We start from the raw sequence: 19892 nt of genomic DNA on the forward strand, positions 1-19892 counted from the left end.
CATTCGCAATTAAGGTCAACATATTGAAAAGATATAAAAAAGCGGGTCGTTTCTTTATCTGGCTTCCGAGCTCTGGTGACATCGGTCAACGAAAGGGATGTCCACTATTGCTAAATAGGAATAATTATCATTTAATGCGAATCGTTTTTAGTAAGATTAAGTTTTAAGCTTGTCTTGTCATCAAAACTGGCGGTTTTATGCGGAGTCACCGATCATCATGACGTCAATTCTGGGATTGATAAAAAAGACAGTTGCCGTTTTTATGGTCGGCATGTTCATGTTGTCAATGGTACTGCCAGCTCAGGCCAACGCTCTGGAAGTCAATCATTATAAGGGAACGGTGACTCTGGATGGCACGCCAAAGCGGGTGGTGGTACTTGGATTGAGCAGCCTGGATATTCTGGACAGTCTGGGCATTCAGCCGGTTGGTACGCCCCAGGGGCTTTTGCCGGATTATCTGAAAAAATACGAGAACAGCAGCACCAATGTGGGCTCCCTGAAGGAACCGGATTACGAAACCATCTACACCCTGAAGCCGGATATCATTATTGCTGAAACGCGTATGCTGCGTCTGTACGATGACCTCAGCAGAATCGCCCCCACCGTCATGCTCTACCCGATGGATGGCCATTACTGGGAGGACACTCAGAAAAACTGGCGTATGCTGGGTAAACTGTTTAATCGTGAAGAGCAGGTTGAAACTCTGATTCAGAAGACCGGCAGCGAGCTTGAAACGCTGCACAGTCAGGTTCAGGCGGCCCGGCTGAATGCCATGATGGTCATGAATAATGGTGGCAATATCGCCATGTACGATAAGAACAGCCGATTTTCGCTGGTGTTTCACGAGTTTGGCTTTGCTGAAGCCTTCCCCAGTGAAGAAGAGACCAAAGGCCTGAAAGCCACCAAAGGCGCCCATGGCAATCTGGTTTCTTTTGAGTACATCGCTGCCACAGCGCCTGATGTCATGTTTGTACTGGATCGCGATCAGGCCATCGGCAATGCCAATGGCAATGCCAGGGCTGCATTCAATAACCCGCTGGTGAATGCGACCCCGGCAGCAAGGAACCATAAAATTGTCTTCGTAAATCCTGGTGCCTGGTACATCACCAGCGGAGGCGTTACCGGGACTGCCAATATCATTGCTGATATCCGGAAGGCTTTGAACTAACGCCTGGCGTGCCATAGGGCGCGCTTTTCCAAACGTTGATGTAACTATTCAGCACCCAGCAAAGGCGTATTGTTGTAATTTCGAACCGCTTTAAGAAGCGCCTGAAATATGTTCAACCCCTGCTTTTTAGCAGATGATAAATAGCTTCGGATTCGGGTAAACATGGTACCTCCGTCTTCGCTTCTGAAGCAGCCTGAGATCTTCTGCTTAAGTTTGGCCATCCTGGCATCACGTTCACTGCCATTGTTATCGAAGGGAATTGAAAAGTCCGACATGAAGCGCAACGTTTCAACCTTAAACTCAATAAGCCTTTTGAACAGGTTGTAGGCCTTGGTATTCCTGACCTTCTTACGTCCAAGCACCTGTCGTTGTTTTTCCATATAAGCGGTTTCCTTCGTGAGAGCCCTTTGAAGGATTTGGTCGTATATCGTCTCAATGCGAAGCTGTATTGCACCAGGCATTTGAGTCAGACCGGCTGCTTTGTATTTCTTGCAGAAGTGCCAGGAGAGCGTAAGCAATTTCATCAGCCGCAGAGCCAGCTTATTCGCATCCCTATCGACAACTCCCTGAAGCTCTCTCAGATGATGGGCATTACAAAGCACATGCACTGCCGCATAGGCAAAGTAGGACTTCCAATGATCGTGAACCAGAATGCCTGCAAAAGTCAGCAGGATGCCCATTGCATCCATTGCTTCACAACCTCGCCTTTCTGAGAGGTAGTAAAGCGTCCATTGGTCATCTCGCATAATGTGTAACCACCACAGTGAACCGTCAACCCGCATGCCAGTTTCATCCGCTCCTGCAACCGGACTTTCTTGTAAAGCATCGCGGATACTCTGCTCAGTAGAGGCCAGGTTCTCATGGGTATAGGCAACAAAATTGGCAACAGAGCCTGCGCTGACACTCATGCAATAAATAGTATTGAAATACTCAGACACCCGGTGATATGGGATGAAGTGATACTGGTTTAAATGAACAGCCATTGCCTGAGTCACTTCTCCGTATTGAGCAGCGGCTTTCACTCCTTGGGGAAACTCAGCGGTGTTCCGTTTACCACAAGGACATACTTTAACGTCTGCCCAGTACGCGGTAACTTCAAATTCTCCGGGTCTACCTGGATCAAAAACCTGTCGCTCAATGTATTTGGTGGGTTTAATATCGATAAGCGAAGACTGGCAACAGCAACATTTTTCAACCTTCAGATGCCTGACATAATCGGGTAAGGCGACACGTCTCAAACAAGAGCCTTGATGACCTTTCTGGCCACCTGGTTTATTGCCTGAAGATGGTCTAAGGCTTTTGGGGTTAGGTGTTTCCTGTGAGGAGCAGGGGGCTTCTTTGGAAGATGTATCACCTTTATCACTCCCTTTTTTACTGGGCTTTTGATAACCATCTGACGATGGTGGCTTACTACTGTTTTGACTGTTTTTATTAACCCTTTCTTCCAGTTCGCTGCAACGTTCCCGTAAAAGCGCATTCTCGGTCCGAAGCTCTTCATTCTCTTTAAGGAGAGCTTCGGTAAACGGAGTAGCTGGGAAGTCTGGTTCCATACTGGAGATTTGTTAGAAAAATTGAGTATAAGATGATGGTCGAAAAATCAGAAAATTCCAGATTTATATGAAGGGTGCTGAATAGTTACACGTTGATCACTGTTTTTGAATTTCGCATCAGTATGTTCTTCTATAAACGATTACTGGCCGGGCTGATTCTGCTTTTGATCGCAGCAGTTTCACTGTTTATCGGGGTGGCGGATATCTCCCTGGCCAGCCTGCTCAGTGGTGATCAGCAGACCTGGTCGATCACTCTGGTCAGTCGTATTCCCAGGCTGTTGGCTATTGTTCTGGCTGGGGCTGGCCTCAGTGTTGCCGGCCTGATTATGCAGCAGGTCACCCAGAACCGTTTTGCCTCACCTTCAACCGTCGGCACCATCGACTGTGCTCTGCTGGGCTACGTGGTTGGACTGGTGCTGTTCAGCGATGCATCCCAATGGACACTGCTGGGCGTAATCTTTGCCTTTGCCGTTTCCGGTACCATGATATTTGTTAAGTTCCTGCAGCGCCTGCAGTTCAAAAACGCGGTGCTGGTACCATTGATTGGCATTATGTTCGGGAATGTGGTCTCGGCACTGACGACATTTTTCGCCTATCGATTTGACCTGACCCAGTCCATGTCTGCCTGGACCACCGCCAATTTTGCCAGTGTTCTGCAGGGCAGTTACGAGGTGCTTTATCTTGCCGTTCCGGTCTGTGTGCTGGCCTACCTCTATGCCAGCCAGTTCAGTGCTGCCAGTATCGGCGAGAGCTTTGCCAGAAATATTGGTCTTGATTTTGAGAAGATTGTTCTGATTGGTGTGGCGCTGGTGGCGGTCAGTTCCGCCTCCGTGGTAATGATTGTCGGTGTTATTCCCTTTCTTGGCCTGATCGTCCCCAATATTGTGTCGCTGTTTATGGGGGACAACATGAAGAAGATCCTGCCCTGGACCGCCTACTGGGGCGTGGTGCTCGTGCTGGCCTGCGATATCCTCGGGCGACTGGTGATTTTCCCCTATGAGATGCCCGTCTCCCTGATTATCAGCATTTTTGGAGGTGGCGTATTTATCTATCTGGTGCTGAGGGACAAGGCCAATGCGTGATTCAGCCAGACGGGATGCTGTCAAAATAGCTCTGCTCACCCTTGGCTGTTTAGCCATGATTGCCTGGTTTATCGGACAGGGGCTGACTATCGACAATTATCAGTTTTTTCTCTCCCTGCGTTTTCCCAAAGTGCTGGCGATTATCCTGGCAGCCATCGCGATTGCAACATCCTCCCTGGTCTTCCAGACCATCACCAACAACCGTATTCTGACCCCATCGATCCTTGGTTTCGATAACCTCTATGTGCTGATTCAGGTGCTGTTTGTTGTAGCGCTTGGCAGTGCTCACGCCTGGATCACCAGCCCGATGGTTAATTTTATCCTGTCCTGTTCCGTGATGATCGGCTTCTCGCTGCTGCTGTTTTATTTTTATTTTAAACGTCTGGGACGCAATATCTTTACCCTGATTCTGATCGGCATTATCTGTGGCAGCCTGTTCAGCAGCGTGACTGATTTTCTGACCATGGTGATCGACCCCAACGAATTCACCAATGTTCAGGATGCCATGTTCGCGAGTTTCAACAATATCAATGGGGAACTGGTCTACCTGAGTACCTTGCCGCTGGCCCTGTGTCTTGCCGGGTTTATGTTTTACTCCCGTCAGCTGGATGTCCTGTGGCTGGGCACCGACAACGCCACCAGTCTTGGACTCGACCCGGTCCGGATTACCCGGCGTATTATGGTGCTGGTCACCGTGATGGTTTCCATTGCTACTGCGCTAGTAGGGCCGGTATTGTTCCTGGGCCTGATCGTTGTCAGCCTGACCCGTGAACTGTTTAACAGCTACCGGCACCGTACCTTGATCCTGGCCAGCAGTTTGCTGGCGGTGTTGTTGCTCATTGCTGGTCAGTGGTTTGTGGAAAATGTGCTGACGTTCCAGACCACCATCAGTGTGTTAATCAATCTGGCAGGTGGTTCCTACTTTCTTTTTCTGCTGATGCGCAACCGAATCAATTAAGGGTAACGGCGTGATCAAGTTAACCGGATTATCCAAAAAATACGGTAAGACCTTTGTGGTCAGGGATGCCAGTGCACTCTTTCCGAAAGGGGAAGTTACCTCGGTTATTGGGCCTAACGGAGCGGGTAAGAGCACGTTGCTGTCCATGGCCAGCCGATTGACCGGCAGTGATGCGGGTGAGGTTCTGATCGGTGACAAACTGCTGGCTCAGTGGGATACCCGTGAGCTGGCCCGGCATCTGGCCGTGCTGCGGCAGTCCAACAGCATAAATATGCGCTTTACCATACGGGAATTAGTGTCGTTTGGTCGCTTCCCCCACACTCAGGGAAGGTTGAACGATAATGATAATAAAATTATTGATAATGCACTCGAACACCTTGGCATTACTGATTTTCAGAATCGTTATATTGATGAACTCAGTGGTGGTCAACGACAAATGACGTTTATTGCCATGGTGGTTGCCCAGGACACTGATTACGTGTTCCTGGATGAGCCGCTGAATAATCTCGACATCAAGCACTCGGTTGAGATTATGCACACCCTGCGGGATCTGGCCCATAAGCTGAATAAGGCCGTGGTGATTGTTATCCACGACATCAATTTTGCTTCCTGCTATTCGGATCGAATCGTTGCCATGAAACAGGGAGAGGTCATCAAGGAGGGCACCGTGGCAGAGGTGGTCTGCAAAGAGGTGATGGAGTCCATCTACGAGATCCCCTTTGACATTCAGGAAATTGGCAATCAGCGCATCTGTCTCTATTACAACAGTTGAGTTTTTTTTCGCCGTCCGCTTCCCGCTTCCCGGTGCCCGAAAAAGATAAGAAAAATGCTTTACGGGCACCGGGAGGCGGGCAGCGAGAAGCGATCTACTCTGGAACGATTCTGATACAAAATACACAAGGTTGTTTTATGGCAAAGCGTGAACTGCGTCAGCTCACCGTAACAAGCACGACCCGACTGACCACCAATATGCAGAGAGTGGTGCTCTCTGGCCCTTCATTGGCCGACTTTCCGGTTAACTGCGCAAGCGGTTATATCAAACTGCTGTTTATGCCCGATGGTGCACCGGTAGCGGATATCGCTACTTTGGAGGGGCTTAATGGTGACAAGCCAGTGATGCGAACGTATACCATCCGCGCCTTCAATGCTGAGCATCTGGAGATGACCGTTGATTTTGTCCTGCACGGTTGTGATGGTCACTCCGGACCTGCCTCACGCTGGGCCCGGAATTGCCAGCCCGGTGATACGATCTGTATTGCGGGCCCTGGGGATATCAAACTGATCAACCCCGATGGGGAGTGGTTCTTTATGGCTGGTGATATGACCGCGCTGCCTGCCATCAGCTGCAACCTTGAGCAGTTACCCACCGGGGCCAGAGGGGTCGCAATTATTGAACTATTGGACAGTAGTGATCAGCAGCAGCTGGTGGCCCCGGAAGGTATGGAGGTTATCTGGGTCACAGGCCGTGATAATTTCCTGTCTGCCGTTCGTAACCAGCCCTGGCCGGAAGGGAATGTTTCTGCCTGGTGCGCCTGTGAGTTTTCTGCCATGCGGGAAATTCGCCAGCTGTTGAAAGTGGAGCGTGCAGTTCCCCGGGAAAGGCTCTATATCAGCAGTTACTGGAAACAGGGGATTTCTGAAGAAGAGCACAAGGTCATTAAAGGCCAGGACGCTGCAAAAGAGGGAGTTTGATCCGCTGAGCTCGCAACGAAACGTCAGCAGGTACTAAGTAACTAACCAGAAAAAGGTCAGGCCCAGACGAAAAGGGAACGAGCCTGACTCTGTTTTAACAGTATTAACTCTCGGCTAAACGGGCTCTATTGGCCTGAGCCTGCCAGCGGATAAACACCATGGAACCGATAAATAACAGGACACTGAATCCGGTGATCAGCCAGCCCTGAGGTTGTTCCGGACGGAACCAGGCATCAAGAACACCACTGATGAAATAAAAACAGAGGATAAAGCAGAGCCAGGATGCTGCTTTCAAACCTCGTTTCAAAAGGCCGGGAAGAGGCAGCAGTAAGGGCAGTAACTGCAGAGCGGATATACCCAGGATGGAGCCCTGTGGAGGGTTCAACCACCAGGTCTCTGCCAGCAGAGAGAGAATCAGACCTGCATAGAGTGCCAGGCAGACTTGATAGATCCGGTTAGCTTTTTGCTGCATTGTTATTTATGTTCATCTCTTGTTAGGGTTCGCAGGGACAATGATCAGGCGCATGTTGCTGTTGCTGAATACGCCTGCAGATAGTCATCACTCACTTCCAGCTTGTAGACGGTCTTTGACTGAACAAGACAGTCTTTCATTTTCTGACGGGCCACAAGATAAACGGCATCGGTCAGCTCATGATCTTTTTCCCACTGCTCTCGACTTGGCCATTGAGCATAGCCGACCAGAATGCTCGGGTCGTCCGAAGTATGTAGTCTTGAGCCAAAGCTTCCACATTGCTGGTAAATGACTTTGGTCACTTCCAGCCACGCTTTGCGAAACTCGGCCTCAGTGCCTTGTTTAATCTCAAATTCATATACTGCTATGAACATGTCAGGCCCTGCTACAAGGTCTAATTATTGTTTGGTTCGTTTTCAGAGAATTTCAATGACTGACTCTGGGGGGCGGCCAATTCTGGCTTTTTCTCCATTGATCACAATGGGGCGTTCAATCAACTTGGGGAATTCGCACATAAAGTTGATCAATTGCTCTTCAGTCAGGGATGGGTCTTTGAGGTTATTATCCTTGAACTCCTGTTCACCCTTACGAAGCAGGTCTCGGGCATTGATGCCCAGTTTGCCCAGAATGGCTTTCAACTGATTCGCGTCCGGAGGGGTTTCCAGATACAGTACCACCTCAGGAGTGATCCCCTGTTCTTCCAGAATACTCAGGGTCTGGCGGGATTTTGAACAGCGTGGGTTATGAAAAATAGTAACGCTCATAATGACTTTGCTCAGTGTATTTCACAGGACTATAGATATTTTCCGCAAAGCCTACCAATCTCTGTGGATTCACTGCAAATCATTTGTAATAGGTGTCGGATGTAACGTCAGGAAATGGCATGATGCTGGTGATGGTAAGCCTGAGGGAGAGAGTATGTCTGTGGTAAGAAAAATAACTGGCAGTATCGTGGTGCTTCTGACGGTGGTTCTGGCTGGCTGTGCATCCCAGAAAGTAGATTGGGACTATGATACTGAACGTTCACTGACAGGCCTGACCACTTATCGCTGGATTGAGCCAACACAGGAGTCCCAAAAACTGGGGTATCAGTTTGAAGCTCTGATGGATCAGCGTGTTCACAACGCGGTGGATGGTGTTCTGCAGACTCGAGGATTTCAGCGTGTCGACTCCGATAAGACAGAGGTCGACTTTCTGGTCAATTACATTGCCGGCCAGAAAACCCGCCGGGAAGAACGACAGGTGACTACTTCTTTTGGTTATGGTTTCAGCCCCTGGGGGCTCGGTGTCAGCACTGACAGCCGTGTTCAGGAATATGAAGAAGGCTCTCTGATCATTGATATTATTGATCCGGAAACAAAACAGGTCGTCTGGCGCGGACGCTCCAGAGCCAGAATTCAGGAAGATCTCTCACCGGAACAGCGAACCGCACGAATTAATGAGGCGGTGGCAAAGATTCTGGAAGGGTTTCCAAGGCCGGAAAAGTAATACCAATTCCGCTTTCTAAATATGATATCGAGCAAGCCATTCTGGACGGCTGGGCAAGGCGGAATGACGAGTAATCGTGGGGCTACTTGTGCCCTCGGGTATTGCGAGGAATTCCAACGAAGAACCAGCGGTGCAAAATGGCTGCGCAGTTCATGTTTAGAAGGTGGAATTGGTATAAGCAGGTCGGTTATGGTTTTGAGCCACGGATTATGAAAACAGGTATCGTAGTATGCGCCTGCTGTTGATTGAAGATAACCGGGAAATTGCCGGTATTGTTCTTGATTATTTTGAAGCCTTTGGTCATCAGCTGGACTACACAGCGGATGGTCGTCATGGGCTGGAACTGGCCAGTGAGCAATATTTTGATGTGATTATTCTCGACATCATGCTGCCGGGAATGGATGGCTACCAGGTTTGTCGTGAACTCAGGAAACGACGGATTACTACGCCTGTTCTGATGCTGACCGCCCGTGATACGACGGATGATACCCTGCAGGGGTTTGAAGAAGGAGCGGATGATTATCTGGTTAAGCCCTTTGACCTGAAAATCCTGGAAGCGAGGGTCAAGGCACTGGTTCGTCGCAATAGTCCGGGCGCTTTCAGCGACGCCCTTGAATTTGAAGACCTGACACTTGATCTGGGGAATCATAGCGCCAGACGCGGTGATAAGGATATCCCTCTGAATCCTACCTGTTTTACACTGCTCAAGTTGCTGATCAGCAAGTCTCCTGATCTGGTGACCCGGGAAGAGATGATGTACGCCATCTGGGGGGATGAGCCACCCGATGGTGATGCGCTGCGCAACCATATCTATCAACTGCGTGTGGCTGTTGATAAGCCGTTTGAACAGCCCATGATTACTACGGTTCCCAAGGTGGGATACCGTCTTCAGGCAACGCTTTCGACCAAAGAGTAGAAAACAGGATTATCTCAATTGCTTGACAAGATCCTTGAAAGAGGAAAGCTGCTCTCCCTGCAGTGGAAAATGACAATGGCTTTCTGCATTGTCATTGCCGTTGTTCTGTTGATCAATTTTCTGCTGTTTTATGCCACGCTGCACATCACGGAAGATGAAGTCAGTAGTCGTCGTCTTGCCTATATCAGTGATTTCGCCATCAAGGAATATCAACAGGGATTTCAGGGTTCCCTGGTTCTTGATCACCTGACCGTCGCTTATGACCGTTATGAAGATACACCGGCTGAGTTTCAAAAACGCTTCTCTGCCCAATGGCAAGGTGTAGAGGATTTTAATTATCAGGAACCGGGTTCAAGAACGGGAGACTCTGCAACGGTTATGTCCACAACCATGACGGTTAATGGACAGTTAGCGCCTCTCTATATCGTTGAGGACAGCGCGCGAGTGACCATCACTGAGCTGGAAGAGCGGTCTTTGATCGCGGGTGTCATCCTCTATTCACTACTGATACTGGCGGGAGTCTGGTTGTTGATTTATCGGATTTCCGGCCATCTTGCCGCGCCGTTGCACGGGCTCGCCAGAGTGATCAAAGAGAGTCGGGCTGATGACCTTGCCCCCATTGAACCGGCGGTGATTACCACAGAAGAGCAGGCTGAGCTGGTGGATGCGCTGAATGATTATCGACAGAGAATTCATGCGTCTATTCAACGGGAGAGAGCGTTCAGCCGTTATGTCAGTCATGAGCTGCGCACACCGCTGATGGTGATCTCGGGGGTGGCTACATTGCTCGGGGTGTCGCGCGAGTCACCGGTTATTGAGAAACCATTTATTGATAAACAACGACAGCGTCTTGAGACATCCTGCCAGAATATGCAGGACATTACTGAAACACTGCTGAGCCTGGTGAGGCAAACCCCATTTCCAGAAGATGTCACCACTGTACTGGATCAGGCGTTTATTGAGCAGCTGATTGATGAGCACCGGCTGTTGATCCGGGATAAAGCGATTCAGGTGCATATCAATGCCACGGTTGCTATCACATTAAATGTGCCAGCAACCGTGGTCAGGATATTGCTGGGCAACCTGATTAAAAATGCGTTTGGTTACACCCGTTCCGGAGAGATTCTGTTTCGATTGGATAATCACTGCTTCAGTGCCCTGGATACCGGGCCAGGTATTGAGAGTGTCCCTGAAGAGCATGAAGGCCATGGCCTTGGGCTGATGATGGTCAACGATATTTGTGCACGACAGGGGTGGCGCTTTTCCATCAGTTCCCGGGATGACCAGCAGGGATGTCTGGCAATGATCAATTTTAGTCCTGAGTCGTGATGCCTTTAAAGGCTATCTAAAAAGCAATGGCTCTTCTGAGAATTATGGTATTTAACTATTTGATTCTATTGGGTGCTCTCTCTGAATGATTGAAACAATAGTGCTCTATTTTCACAGCTACTATGGGAACACCACTCATAATAGTTAACTGTCATGCCCGCTTCTGTTATTTCCAGCTCTACCAAAAGCATCGTTTTGCAAATTGAAGTTTCTATAGATTCAGGCAACATGCTGAATCTTGAAGATAGTTTACAGCGTGCACTCAATGAAGCCGGGCAGCTTGGAACAAAAGAGTTATTGGGGCTATTTGAATCACCCAATAAAGAACCTATCGTCGTTAATCAGCAGAAGTGGAACTACAAAGGAAAGGTTCTTAAGCACTATGAAACCTTATACGGTCGTATACCTTTGGAGCGCTCCGTATATCAGGGTGTCAGAGGTGGCAGTACTCTGGCAGCACTTGATCTTCGTGCCGGTATTATTGGTTCAGCTACCCCCAAATTTGCCAAGTCTATCGCCTGGAAATACAGCCAGATGCCAGCGCCTGCGGTAAAAGAAGATTTTGAGACCAACCATCAAAGGACGCTTTCAAATTCTTATATCAAGCATTTATCGGACAGAGTAGGTGCATTAATTGAAGACCAGCAAGACACTCACTACCACCTTCCTCCACTAAAAGAGCCTGTTGAAACAATAGCCATTGGTCTGGATGGAACCTGCATGCTGCTTTGTGAAGAAGGCTGGAGGGAAGCCATGTGTGGGACATTGAGCCTATATTCTGCAGATGGAGACAGGCTCCACACGATATATACAGCCAGTTCGCCAGAGTATGGTAAACAAAGCTTTATGAGCAAGCTCGACGAGGAGATTGCAGATCTAAAACGACTCTACCCAAATGCCACATACATCGGGGTAGCTGACGGGGCTAGAGAAAACTGGAGTTATTTGAAACAACATACCTCTGGGCAGATACTCGATTTTTATCATGCATCTGAATATTTAGCTGGAGCAGCGGAAGCACTGTTTCCAACCAGTAAGGCGAAGCGACACCAGTGGCTTGAAGACAGGCTACATAGTTTGAAAAACAAGCGTGGAGCAGCCAAAAAAATCCTTCAGGAAATTGAATCAGCCGAGCTCCCGAAAAAGACAATCGCACTGACAGAGAAGCGCTACAAAGCTGTGAGCTATTTTACAAACAATCACCAGTTAATGAATTATCATCAGGCGCTTAAACGCCATTGGCCAATAGGTTCAGGAGTTACTGAAGCGGCTTGTAAGACTCTGGTAAAGCAACGATTATGTGGTTCTGGAATGAGGTGGAAAGCAACAGGAGCGGAAGTGCTTTTGACAACAAGAGCACTGATCCAGAGTAAGGGGCGCTGGGAACAACTTTGGTCTGAGTTCATGACTGGAAAGGTTGAAGCTAACCTATGAGTCAGTTATCAAATTGAGAGAGCACCCATTCTATTGTGCTTTAACTGTGGTTTGTGGTGTTGTGATTTTGTGGGTTCGCGGCTATTCCGGTGGTAGGGGCTGTGAACCATGTGCGAACTTTTTTATAGCCGACAAACGGTGATTCGCTCCTCCACATTGAATGCTAATAAATTCTGATTAACCTTGAAGGTAGGTATATGATCGATCACGTTACCATCTCTGTCAGTGATGTTGAGTTGAGCCGGAAATTTTATGAAGCGGCATTTCGTCCACTTGGATACAAAATCGCCTTTGGAGAAGAAGGGAGAATGTGGGCCTTTGACCTTGGAAAGGGTTTTTTGTTTGAAATTCGTAGTCCTAAAACAACGGAAGCCTTAACCAGTTTTCATATTGCCTTTCGTGCAGAAAGCCAATTAAAGGTTCAGGAATTTTATGAAGCAGCACTTCAAGCTGGCGCAAGAGATAACGGAGCTCCAGGCTCTCGTCCTCAATATACAGAGAATTACTATGCCTGTTTTGTTTATGATCCTGATGGACATAACATTGAGGCGATGTTTGATAAATGGGAATCCTGATCAGTATGAGCAACTGCTATTTGTTCAGGTCAAACGTTTTGAGGCCTCTTTAATTTTCTGAAGAGGCCTCAGGTGCTACGATCGCACACGTCCGAAAGTGATGACGCTGCTCTGTCCAAAGCACCGGGAATGGCTTCATGCAATCTTTCAGGGTAAGTACCTGCGTTCCTGTAAAGCCTCCGTATGGTAATGCTTTCACTCTTAAGTCAGTGCCATTGGCCTAAAAAGCACATTGTGACATTTTTAAGAGGTATGACTGGTTACATTGCCCCCAAAAAGGCATTTGTCTGGGGTCAATGTTATGAAATCGCCAATTCTTCTTCGATTGGCCACAGTATTGTTGGTCAGTATTCCGTTATCAGTAACCGCATCGTCACCTTCTTATCAAGAACCAGCCTTTAATTCGTCAGGTGCAGACGTACTTCATGTCATGGGCAGTCTGCAGAGCCTTGAATCCATTGCTGTTGTCTCTCAGGTTGATGGTGTTGTAGAAAGCTACGCCCATGATGTGGGTGAACAGACATCAGGTGGAACCTCTCTGGTTACGATAAACCAGGAGGATTATCTGCTGGCTATGGAACGGGCCAGGGCCAGTCTGGCTCAGGCTAATGCTGAGCTGGTGGTAAAAAAGAGCCGGTATGACCGGTATAAGCGTCTGGTGGCACAAAATAATTTGGCCAGAGAACAGCTTGAAAATGCTGAAGCAGACTATCTGGTCAGCAAAGCGGACCTGAGGCTTCAGGAAGTGTCACTGGGTGAGGCCGAGCTGGCATTGGCGCGTACCCAAATCACAGCAGAGAACGGTCTCTGGGTCAGTGAACGGCTCATTAATAAAGGGGACTGGGTCCATTCAGGACAAAAGCTGTATCAGCTTGAGCAGATAGAAAAACTAAAAGCGGTCGTTTATATCACGGAAGAGCACGTCAACAGCTTTGCATCAGGTCAGGGCGTCACGTTAACTGCGGAAGCCGTTCCTGGTCACTACTTTTCAGGCCATATCAGGACGATTGCTATTCAGACTGATACCACCAGAAACAGTTATCCTGTCGAGATTGTCATTGATAACCCGGGAATGATACTTCGTCCCGGGTTTACGGTGGATGCTGAAGTATCTCTTACCAACCTTGTGGCTGAGGAGGAGTGATGAAGACCATTCTTTACTTCTTTGTCAGGCAGCGTTTTTCGCCAGTTTGATGCTGTTTATGATCTGCCTGACCGGGGTCGCCTCGCTGTTTACTATTAGCCTGCAGGAACTGCCCGCTTCAAAACAGGGTGAAACGGCCATTATTACGGAATATCCCGGTGTTTCAGCAGAAGAGATTGAACTTGAAATCACCAACCGCATTGAAAAAGAGTTGAAGTCGGTTCAGGGCCTTGGCTGGTATCTGTCGACATCGATTGATGGTTATTCCGAGATTGAGATCCGTATTCGTGATGGTGAAAACCTTGATAAGGTGAATCAGGAGATTCGAGATGCCGTCGATCGCGTTACCGGTCTTCCGGCAGACCTTGAAAACTCCCCCCTGGTTGAGGCGGAAAATACGGCCACGTTCGAGTTTATGACGCTGGGGTTATCGGGAGACATGCCCTTTGCCGAGCTTCGTGAATCAGCCCGGCAGATTGAAAAGAAGCTGCGTACGATTCCGGGTATCGGGAAAATCACCTCAACCGGTTTTCCCAAACGTGAATTTATTGTGTCGCTGGTGCCGGATCGTCTGCAGTCCTATGGTTTAACACCGGAAGCCGTCGTCAGAGCCATCAGTGCCCGAAATATTTCCAGCAGTGGTGGCGTGGTGGAGTCCTGGCAGTCAGAGCAGAACCTGCTGACCCTGACGCAGGTACAGTCTATTGAGGAACTTTCGGACGTCATTGTTTCACTGTTACCGGGAGGAGGCTCTGTCCGGCTCAGTGATGTCGCCGAAGTGACTGATGGTTTTGAGCGTCAGCTCCAGGGCTTTACTGTCAATGGCCATCAGGGTATTGGTTTTACGCTGTTTAAAACGGAGTCTGGGGATACACTGGACACGGTTGCTGCGGTCAAATCATTGCTGGCGGAAGAGCAGACCATCAGTAATGGTCGACTGACCTATGACTGGTCCCTGGATCTTGCAGAAGAAATTGACGCACGCTTTCAGGTCGTCAGGAACAATGGTTTGATCGGTATTGTTCTGGTGCTGGCCGTGTTGTTTATTTCCATGCAGCGTCGCCTGGCGCCGTGGATCACCGCATCATTGCCGGTTTGTGTCTTTGGTACCGTCACCATGCTGCTGTTGTTTGGTTATTCCCTGGACAGCGTCACTCTGGCTGCAATCCTGCTGATTATAGGCATCATCGTTGATGACTCAATTGTGGTCTCAGAAAGTATTGATCAGGCCTGGCATCAAGGACTTACTCCTGAGAAAGCGGCGGTTGAAGGATATATGCAAGTATTCAGGCCCGTCATTACCAGCCTGTTAACCACCGTATTGGTTTTTCTTCCCATGTTGTTTATGGGGGGAGACTTTGGGGCAACCTATGCCGTCCTGCCATTGACGGTCATCATGGCACTGCTGATGTCTTTTCTGGATGTAACCTTTCTGCTGCCTGCTCACCTGGCCAGGGCGCTGGAAAAAAATACATTGGGAAATAGCAACAGCGGAAATGAATCATCCCGCAGGCACTGGTTTGATGTTTGCAAAGTTGGCTATCAACGCCTGTTGAGAAAGGCGTTGCATGGGCGCTTTCTTCTTATTCCGGTTTTTATCGGGGTTGCAGCTTCAGTTTTATATACCGGGTATCGACAGATCGCGCTGGATTTCTTTCCAACAGGTGCTGCCCGTCTGGTTGAATTTTCTCTGGAGGTAGATGACGGGACACCCCTGGAGAAAGTAAAGATCATTAACAAACCTTTTGTGGAACTTCTGATGAATACTCCGGAAGTTGCACGTTTTCATATTAATGAAGGCGCACCGGAATCCACGGGGTTGATTGTTCTTACGCCGGTCAGCAGTCGCTCTCTTGATGCTGATGAAGTCTCGGAGTACCTGGAAGAAGCCGCTTCGGAGTTTGCCGGGCTGACAGCCGTTCATGTAAAAGTGGATGCGGGTGGTCCACCACCACCGGACCCCATAGAGTTCCGTATTTTTGGTTCTAACGACGATAGTCGTAAACAGCTTGCCCGGGATTTGATGCAGTGGCTCGAACAACAGCCGGGCACTTCAGATCTTGAAAATTCGGATGAGAACCTGAGACCGCAAACATTGATTAAACCGGACTATGCCTGGCTGGCAAGGCTTGGCCTGACGGTTGATGATCTCAATAACAGCCTGAACCTGGCTTATGAAGGACGAGAGGCATCGACCAGCTGGCTGGGTGATGAAGAAGTAAATATCAAAGTCTGGCTGGACAGTCCATACCGTCAGTCCAGTTATCTGCCCAATATTGATATTCCATCTGCCGATGGCCGACAGATTCCTTTGAGACAGGTTGCCGCTGTCACTTCAGTGATGACCCCGCGGGAGATCACTCACTGGAGTGGAGACCGGAATACCTATGTTGTGGGTGATCTGGATGATGATGTGCAAAATGCCGCTCAGCTGGCTATGGATGCCCTTGCACACTTTCGGGCACTTGCAGACCAGTACCCGGGTGTTCGTCTGGAAGCTGGTGGTGAAGCGGAAATGACACAGGATGCCCTGGGTGGATTGCTTAGCGCCGTGATCATTGCCCTGGTGGGTATCTGGGGGATTATTGCGCTGCTGTTTGGTTCTCTGCTGCAGCCATTACTGGTGATGCTGGTCATTCCTTTTGCGATCGCTGCTGCGGTATTCGCATTAATGGTTCATGGCGAACCCATGTCGTTTTTTGCCGGTATCGGTATTCTGGGGCTCTGTGGTGTCGTGGTAAATAATGCACTGGTCATGGTTGACCGGCTCAATAGACACCCCGATGAGTCAGAAAAGATATCAGAAAGCGCAATGATTGACGGGATTGTTGAAAGCGCTGCTACACGGCTTCGCCCTGTGCTGCTGACGACAATAACCACTGTGGCCGGTCTTTTACCACTGGCCTATGGGCTTGGGGGGGCTGATGTTTACATGGGCCCAATGGCACTGACCCTGGGGTATGGACTGTTATTAACGGTTCCAGCCATACTGTTTTTCTTACCCTGCTGTTTCCTGCTGTTCAAATCGGTGGCAGGGGAAGGTGTTGTGACATCCTTTTCACATGACAGTGTTTAGCATGGATACAAATTGCTGAACGGATGATTGTCATGGCTTTAGGTCCCGAAAAATCAAACTCTGGGGGAGCGATCACACTGTCGGTGGTGGTTCCTTTTTTTAATGAGTCTGATGTCCTGCCCGAATTTCATCGTCGTTTAACTGGCGTACTGGATCAGCTGCAGGAGTCTAGTGAAATAATTTATGTGGATGATGGAAGCCAGGATGATAGCTGGAATCGTGTGGCTTCGTTTCCTGAAAGTCGCAGCGACAGGTTCTGTATCCGGTTGAGCCGAAACTTTGGTAAAGAAGTAGCCATGTCTGCCGGCCTTGAAAAGGCAAGAGGGCAGGCGGTGATATTACTGGATGCCGACCTTCAGGATCCTCCCGAGTTGGTTCCTGCCATGCTGCAGCAGTGGGAAAAAGGGTTTGATATCGTCAACATGCAGCGGCGTAAACGAAATGGTGAGAGCTGGTTCAAGCGAACCTCAGCGAGCATATTTTACCGGCTGTTGAATAGCCTTTCTCAATCGGAAATACCGGAAAATGTGGGTGATTTTCGGCTTCTGGATAAAAAGGTCATCGAGCATATCAACCGGTTGCCCGAGCGAAACCGTTATATGAAAGGGATATTTGCCTGGCCGGGGTTTGAACAGACCACCGTTTTATTCGACCGGGATGAACGGTTCTGTGGCAGTACTAAGTGGAATTTTTTGAAATTACTGGGGCTAGCTGTTGATGGCATTACCTCGTTCTCGATCAAACCGCTTCGTATCGCCACCCTGATGGGGAGTCTGGTTGCACTGCTGGCCTTCTGTTATGGGCTTATGGTGGTGTTGAAAACACTGTTTCTGGGAGAGCCTGTCACTGGCTACCCCTCAATGATGGTGGTGCAGCTGGGGCTTGGAGGTATTCAGTTATTAAGCATTGGTCTGCTGGGAGAATATATTGGCCGGATTTTTATTGAAGCCAAGGCCAGACCACTTTACCTGACTCGTTCCGTCACAGAGAAAAAGGCACGATCAGAACGACATCAGCACATTCAGCCGGTCATCAGGGAAGTCGCATGAGAAAACAGCAAGTCTACCTATGGGGAATACTGGCTGCAGCTTTGTGTATCCGTTTAGTCGCTATGGTCGCGCTTCCATTAATGGATACGACAGAAGCCCGCTATGGGGAGATGGCCAGACTGATGTCTGAAACCGGAAACTGGCTAACCCCACAGTTCGATTACGGTGTTCCTTTCTGGGGTAAGCCCCCGTTGTTTACCTGGATGAGTGCTGCAGGTATTGAGTGGTTTGGTCTGTCTGAGTTTGCGGTTCGTTTTCCGCACTGGCTGGCGGGTATTTTTGTGATGGCGTTGATGGCAGTTTTTGCCCGCAAACTCGGTTTTAGTGCACTCAGAACCAGTGTGGTCATGGCAACCTGCGGCATCTTCCTGTTATCCACGGGTGCTGTGATGACCGATATGGTATTGACCGTGGGCATGGTTCTGGCCATGACAGGGTTCTATCTCTGCTGGAAAGGCGAAAAATTTGGGGGGTATGTCGGCTTTATAGGACTTGCTATAGGGCTGCTATCAAAAGGCCCTCTTATACTGGTTCTGGTGGGGCTGGCTGTTTTGCCATGGCTGGTTATTCAGCATGGGTTGAAGCAGGCTTTTATGGTTTTATGGCACCGTTTCCCTTTGCTGACCGGCAGCCTCTTGATGCTGATGATAGCACTTCCCTGGTATTTGATGGCTGAGCAGGCGACGCCGGGCTTTCTGGACTACTTCATTGTCGGGGAGCATTTTAAGCGGTTCGTCGTCAGTGGCTGGGAAGGCGATCTGTACGGAACTGCTCATGAAGAAGTGCGTGGGACTATCTGGTGGTTCTGGCTGTATTCCGCCGCGCCATGGTCAATCGTGCTGCCGGTGTTACTCTGGCGACAGCGTCATTCTCTCTTGTTGAGAGCCAGGGGTAATGATGGTGTTCTCAGCTTTTTATTGCTCTGGCTCGTTTCTCCTATGGTTCTGTTTACCGGGGCGGGTAATATCCTGCAGGCGTATGTGCTGCCCGGAATCCCGGCTCTGGCTCTGTTAATTTCCATGCTGCTGCCTGAAAAAATCATGGCTCCCCGGTGGTTTCGGCTGGTGTGCTGTATCGCCCCCATGCTCATGCTGGGATATACCATTGCCATGATCAACGGCGGCAGTGACCGTAAAAGCGATGCGGTTATCTTCCAGCAGGCGGATAACAGTGTGCCCAGTTTCTATGTGGGAAAGCGGCCGTTTTCTGGCCAGTTTTACAGCCTCGGTCAAGCCAGGGTGCTAACCGATAATGCGTCATTACAGACGATGGATGATTTTCAGCTGATTGGCGAGTCCTTGCAGGTGCAGCGCCTTATTACCAGTCTTGATCATGACTGCGAGCAACGTTTGATTACGGAAAAACAGCGGGCACTCTATCGATGTACCAAAGACTCTTAGACGCCAACAGACCAGCCAAGTTTATGGTTGTCGGGGGCTTTGGCTTTCTCGTTGATCTCGTTCTGTTCAGTCTTTGTCTGCAGGTTTTCTCTATGGATGCACTGGCTGGCCGAATTGTGGCATTTTCGGGGGCGGCGACCACCACGTGGGCTGGTAACCGGCTTCTGACATTCAGTGACCGGCATTGTGAATCTTGCTGGCGGCAATGGCAAAAGCACATGATGGCAGCCTGCTTTTCTGCGCTGCCCAATTTTGCTGTATTTCAGTTATGTCTGATTTCTTTTGGGAGTACCGGGTATTCTCTGTATATGGCAATGATTATGGGAATTGCTGCCGGAATGTGCAGTAATTATCTCTTGAGTCTTTACTGGGTATTTGCCCAGCGTTATACCAATCGTGTTTTCTAACTCCCGTTATGAGCATGAAGAGTTGCCCCTTAAGACAATACCCTGAAGGGCATAAAGGCTAAGTGAGGAGTCATAGCCATAGTTATGGCGACGATCACCAAACAGGATTAAGGGTCAACTCTTCTGCGCAATAGGGAATTAGAAAGTTCGAT

The 19892-nt window shown here is 49.2% G+C and carries 19 protein-coding genes; 15 read left to right on the plus strand and 4 right to left on the minus strand.

From position 1 onward, the window contains the following. Nucleotides 1–217 precede the first annotated feature (217 nt). Nucleotides 218–1168 carry a siderophore ABC transporter substrate-binding protein gene (locus ACOCLE_RS03070; RefSeq protein WP_419535467.1) on the plus strand — a complete coding sequence of 317 codons (951 nt, stop codon included), beginning with the start codon at nucleotides 218–220 and terminating at the stop codon, nucleotides 1166–1168. A gap of 44 nt (nucleotides 1169–1212) precedes the next feature. On the opposite strand, the gene tnpC is transcribed toward ACOCLE_RS03070, so the two are convergent. Further along, the gene (tnpC, locus tag ACOCLE_RS03075; RefSeq protein ID WP_419532963.1) at nucleotides 1213–2718 is read right to left on the minus strand and encodes an IS66 family transposase; all 1506 of its coding nucleotides are present in this window, start codon (nucleotides 2716–2718) and stop codon (nucleotides 1213–1215) included. Nucleotides 2719–2792: 74 nt separating this feature from the next. On the opposite strand from tnpC, the gene ACOCLE_RS03080 reads away from it, so the two are divergent. The 4 genes from ACOCLE_RS03080 to ACOCLE_RS03095 all read left to right on the plus strand — a co-directional run bounded on the left by ACOCLE_RS03080 (nucleotide 2793) and on the right by ACOCLE_RS03095 (nucleotide 6450). Next, on the plus strand, nucleotides 2793–3800 hold the full coding sequence (locus tag ACOCLE_RS03080; RefSeq protein ID WP_419535468.1) for an ABC transporter permease: 1008 nt from the start codon (nucleotides 2793–2795) through the stop codon (nucleotides 3798–3800). Continuing rightward, a complete protein-coding gene (locus tag ACOCLE_RS03085) occupies nucleotides 3793–4758 on the plus strand; it encodes an iron chelate uptake ABC transporter family permease subunit (protein ID WP_419535469.1) in 966 nt (321 codons plus the stop codon). Before ACOCLE_RS03080 ends, ACOCLE_RS03085 begins: the two co-directional genes overlap by 8 nt. A gap of 10 nt (nucleotides 4759–4768) precedes the next feature. Next, nucleotides 4769–5530: an ABC transporter ATP-binding protein gene (locus ACOCLE_RS03090; RefSeq protein ID WP_419535470.1), complete on the plus strand. Its 762-nt coding sequence runs from the start codon at nucleotides 4769–4771 to the stop codon at nucleotides 5528–5530. Between the two features lie 137 nt (nucleotides 5531–5667). Next, nucleotides 5668–6450 (plus strand): siderophore-interacting protein, encoded by a 783-nt coding sequence (locus ACOCLE_RS03095; protein WP_419535471.1) that lies wholly within the window; start codon nucleotides 5668–5670, stop codon nucleotides 6448–6450. Between the two features lie 103 nt (nucleotides 6451–6553). Here ACOCLE_RS03095 and ACOCLE_RS03100 read toward each other — a convergent pair whose 3' ends face one another. The 3 genes from ACOCLE_RS03100 to arsC are packed head-to-tail and all read right to left on the minus strand — an operon-like array spanning nucleotide 6554 to nucleotide 7686. After that, nucleotides 6554–6922 (minus strand): DUF2069 domain-containing protein, encoded by a 369-nt coding sequence (locus ACOCLE_RS03100; RefSeq protein ID WP_020584808.1) that lies wholly within the window; start codon nucleotides 6920–6922, stop codon nucleotides 6554–6556. Nucleotides 6923–6966: 44 nt separating this feature from the next. Next, complete coding sequence (locus ACOCLE_RS03105; protein WP_419535472.1) at nucleotides 6967–7296, minus strand: antibiotic biosynthesis monooxygenase family protein; 330 nt, start codon at nucleotides 7294–7296, stop codon at nucleotides 6967–6969. Between the two features lie 42 nt (nucleotides 7297–7338). Further along, nucleotides 7339–7686: an arsenate reductase (glutaredoxin) gene (gene arsC, locus ACOCLE_RS03110; protein ID WP_419535473.1), complete on the minus strand. Its 348-nt coding sequence runs from the start codon at nucleotides 7684–7686 to the stop codon at nucleotides 7339–7341. A 154-nt stretch (nucleotides 7687–7840) separates the two neighbouring features. On the opposite strand from arsC, the gene ACOCLE_RS03115 reads away from it, so the two are divergent. The 10 genes from ACOCLE_RS03115 to ACOCLE_RS03160 all read left to right on the plus strand — a co-directional run bounded on the left by ACOCLE_RS03115 (nucleotide 7841) and on the right by ACOCLE_RS03160 (nucleotide 19740). After that, nucleotides 7841–8410 carry a DUF4136 domain-containing protein gene (locus ACOCLE_RS03115; protein ID WP_419535474.1) on the plus strand — a complete coding sequence of 190 codons (570 nt, stop codon included), beginning with the start codon at nucleotides 7841–7843 and terminating at the stop codon, nucleotides 8408–8410. Between the two features lie 229 nt (nucleotides 8411–8639). Next, nucleotides 8640–9326: a response regulator transcription factor gene (locus ACOCLE_RS03120; protein ID WP_020584803.1), complete on the plus strand. Its 687-nt coding sequence runs from the start codon at nucleotides 8640–8642 to the stop codon at nucleotides 9324–9326. A gap of 18 nt (nucleotides 9327–9344) precedes the next feature. Then, the gene (locus ACOCLE_RS03125) at nucleotides 9345–10655 is read left to right on the plus strand and encodes a sensor histidine kinase (protein ID WP_419535475.1); all 1311 of its coding nucleotides are present in this window, start codon (nucleotides 9345–9347) and stop codon (nucleotides 10653–10655) included. Between the two features lie 153 nt (nucleotides 10656–10808). After that, nucleotides 10809–12089: an ISKra4 family transposase gene (locus ACOCLE_RS03130; protein WP_419532972.1), complete on the plus strand. Its 1281-nt coding sequence runs from the start codon at nucleotides 10809–10811 to the stop codon at nucleotides 12087–12089. A 197-nt stretch (nucleotides 12090–12286) separates the two neighbouring features. Further along, on the plus strand, nucleotides 12287–12664 hold the full coding sequence (locus tag ACOCLE_RS03135) for a VOC family protein (RefSeq protein WP_419535476.1): 378 nt from the start codon (nucleotides 12287–12289) through the stop codon (nucleotides 12662–12664). Between the two features lie 301 nt (nucleotides 12665–12965). Further along, complete coding sequence (locus tag ACOCLE_RS03140) at nucleotides 12966–13808, plus strand: efflux RND transporter periplasmic adaptor subunit (RefSeq protein WP_419535477.1); 843 nt, start codon at nucleotides 12966–12968, stop codon at nucleotides 13806–13808. Between the two features lie 49 nt (nucleotides 13809–13857). Continuing rightward, nucleotides 13858–16884, plus strand: coding sequence for an efflux RND transporter permease subunit (locus ACOCLE_RS03145; RefSeq protein ID WP_419535478.1), 3027 nt, complete (start codon nucleotides 13858–13860; stop codon nucleotides 16882–16884). A 32-nt stretch (nucleotides 16885–16916) separates the two neighbouring features. Next, nucleotides 16917–17933 carry a glycosyltransferase family 2 protein gene (locus tag ACOCLE_RS03150; protein ID WP_419535479.1) on the plus strand — a complete coding sequence of 339 codons (1017 nt, stop codon included), beginning with the start codon at nucleotides 16917–16919 and terminating at the stop codon, nucleotides 17931–17933. Then, entirely contained in the window at nucleotides 17930–19333 is a 1404-nt protein-coding gene (locus ACOCLE_RS03155) for an ArnT family glycosyltransferase (protein ID WP_419535480.1), read from the plus strand. Before ACOCLE_RS03150 ends, ACOCLE_RS03155 begins: the two co-directional genes overlap by 4 nt. A 23-nt stretch (nucleotides 19334–19356) precedes the next feature. Further along, entirely contained in the window at nucleotides 19357–19740 is a 384-nt protein-coding gene (locus tag ACOCLE_RS03160; RefSeq protein ID WP_419535481.1) for a GtrA family protein, read from the plus strand. The last annotated feature ends 152 nt before the right edge of the window (nucleotides 19741–19892 follow it).

The sequence above is a fragment of the Endozoicomonas sp. genome (assembly GCF_965196975.1).
Taxonomy (GTDB): Bacteria; Pseudomonadota; Gammaproteobacteria; order Pseudomonadales; family Endozoicomonadaceae; genus Endozoicomonas.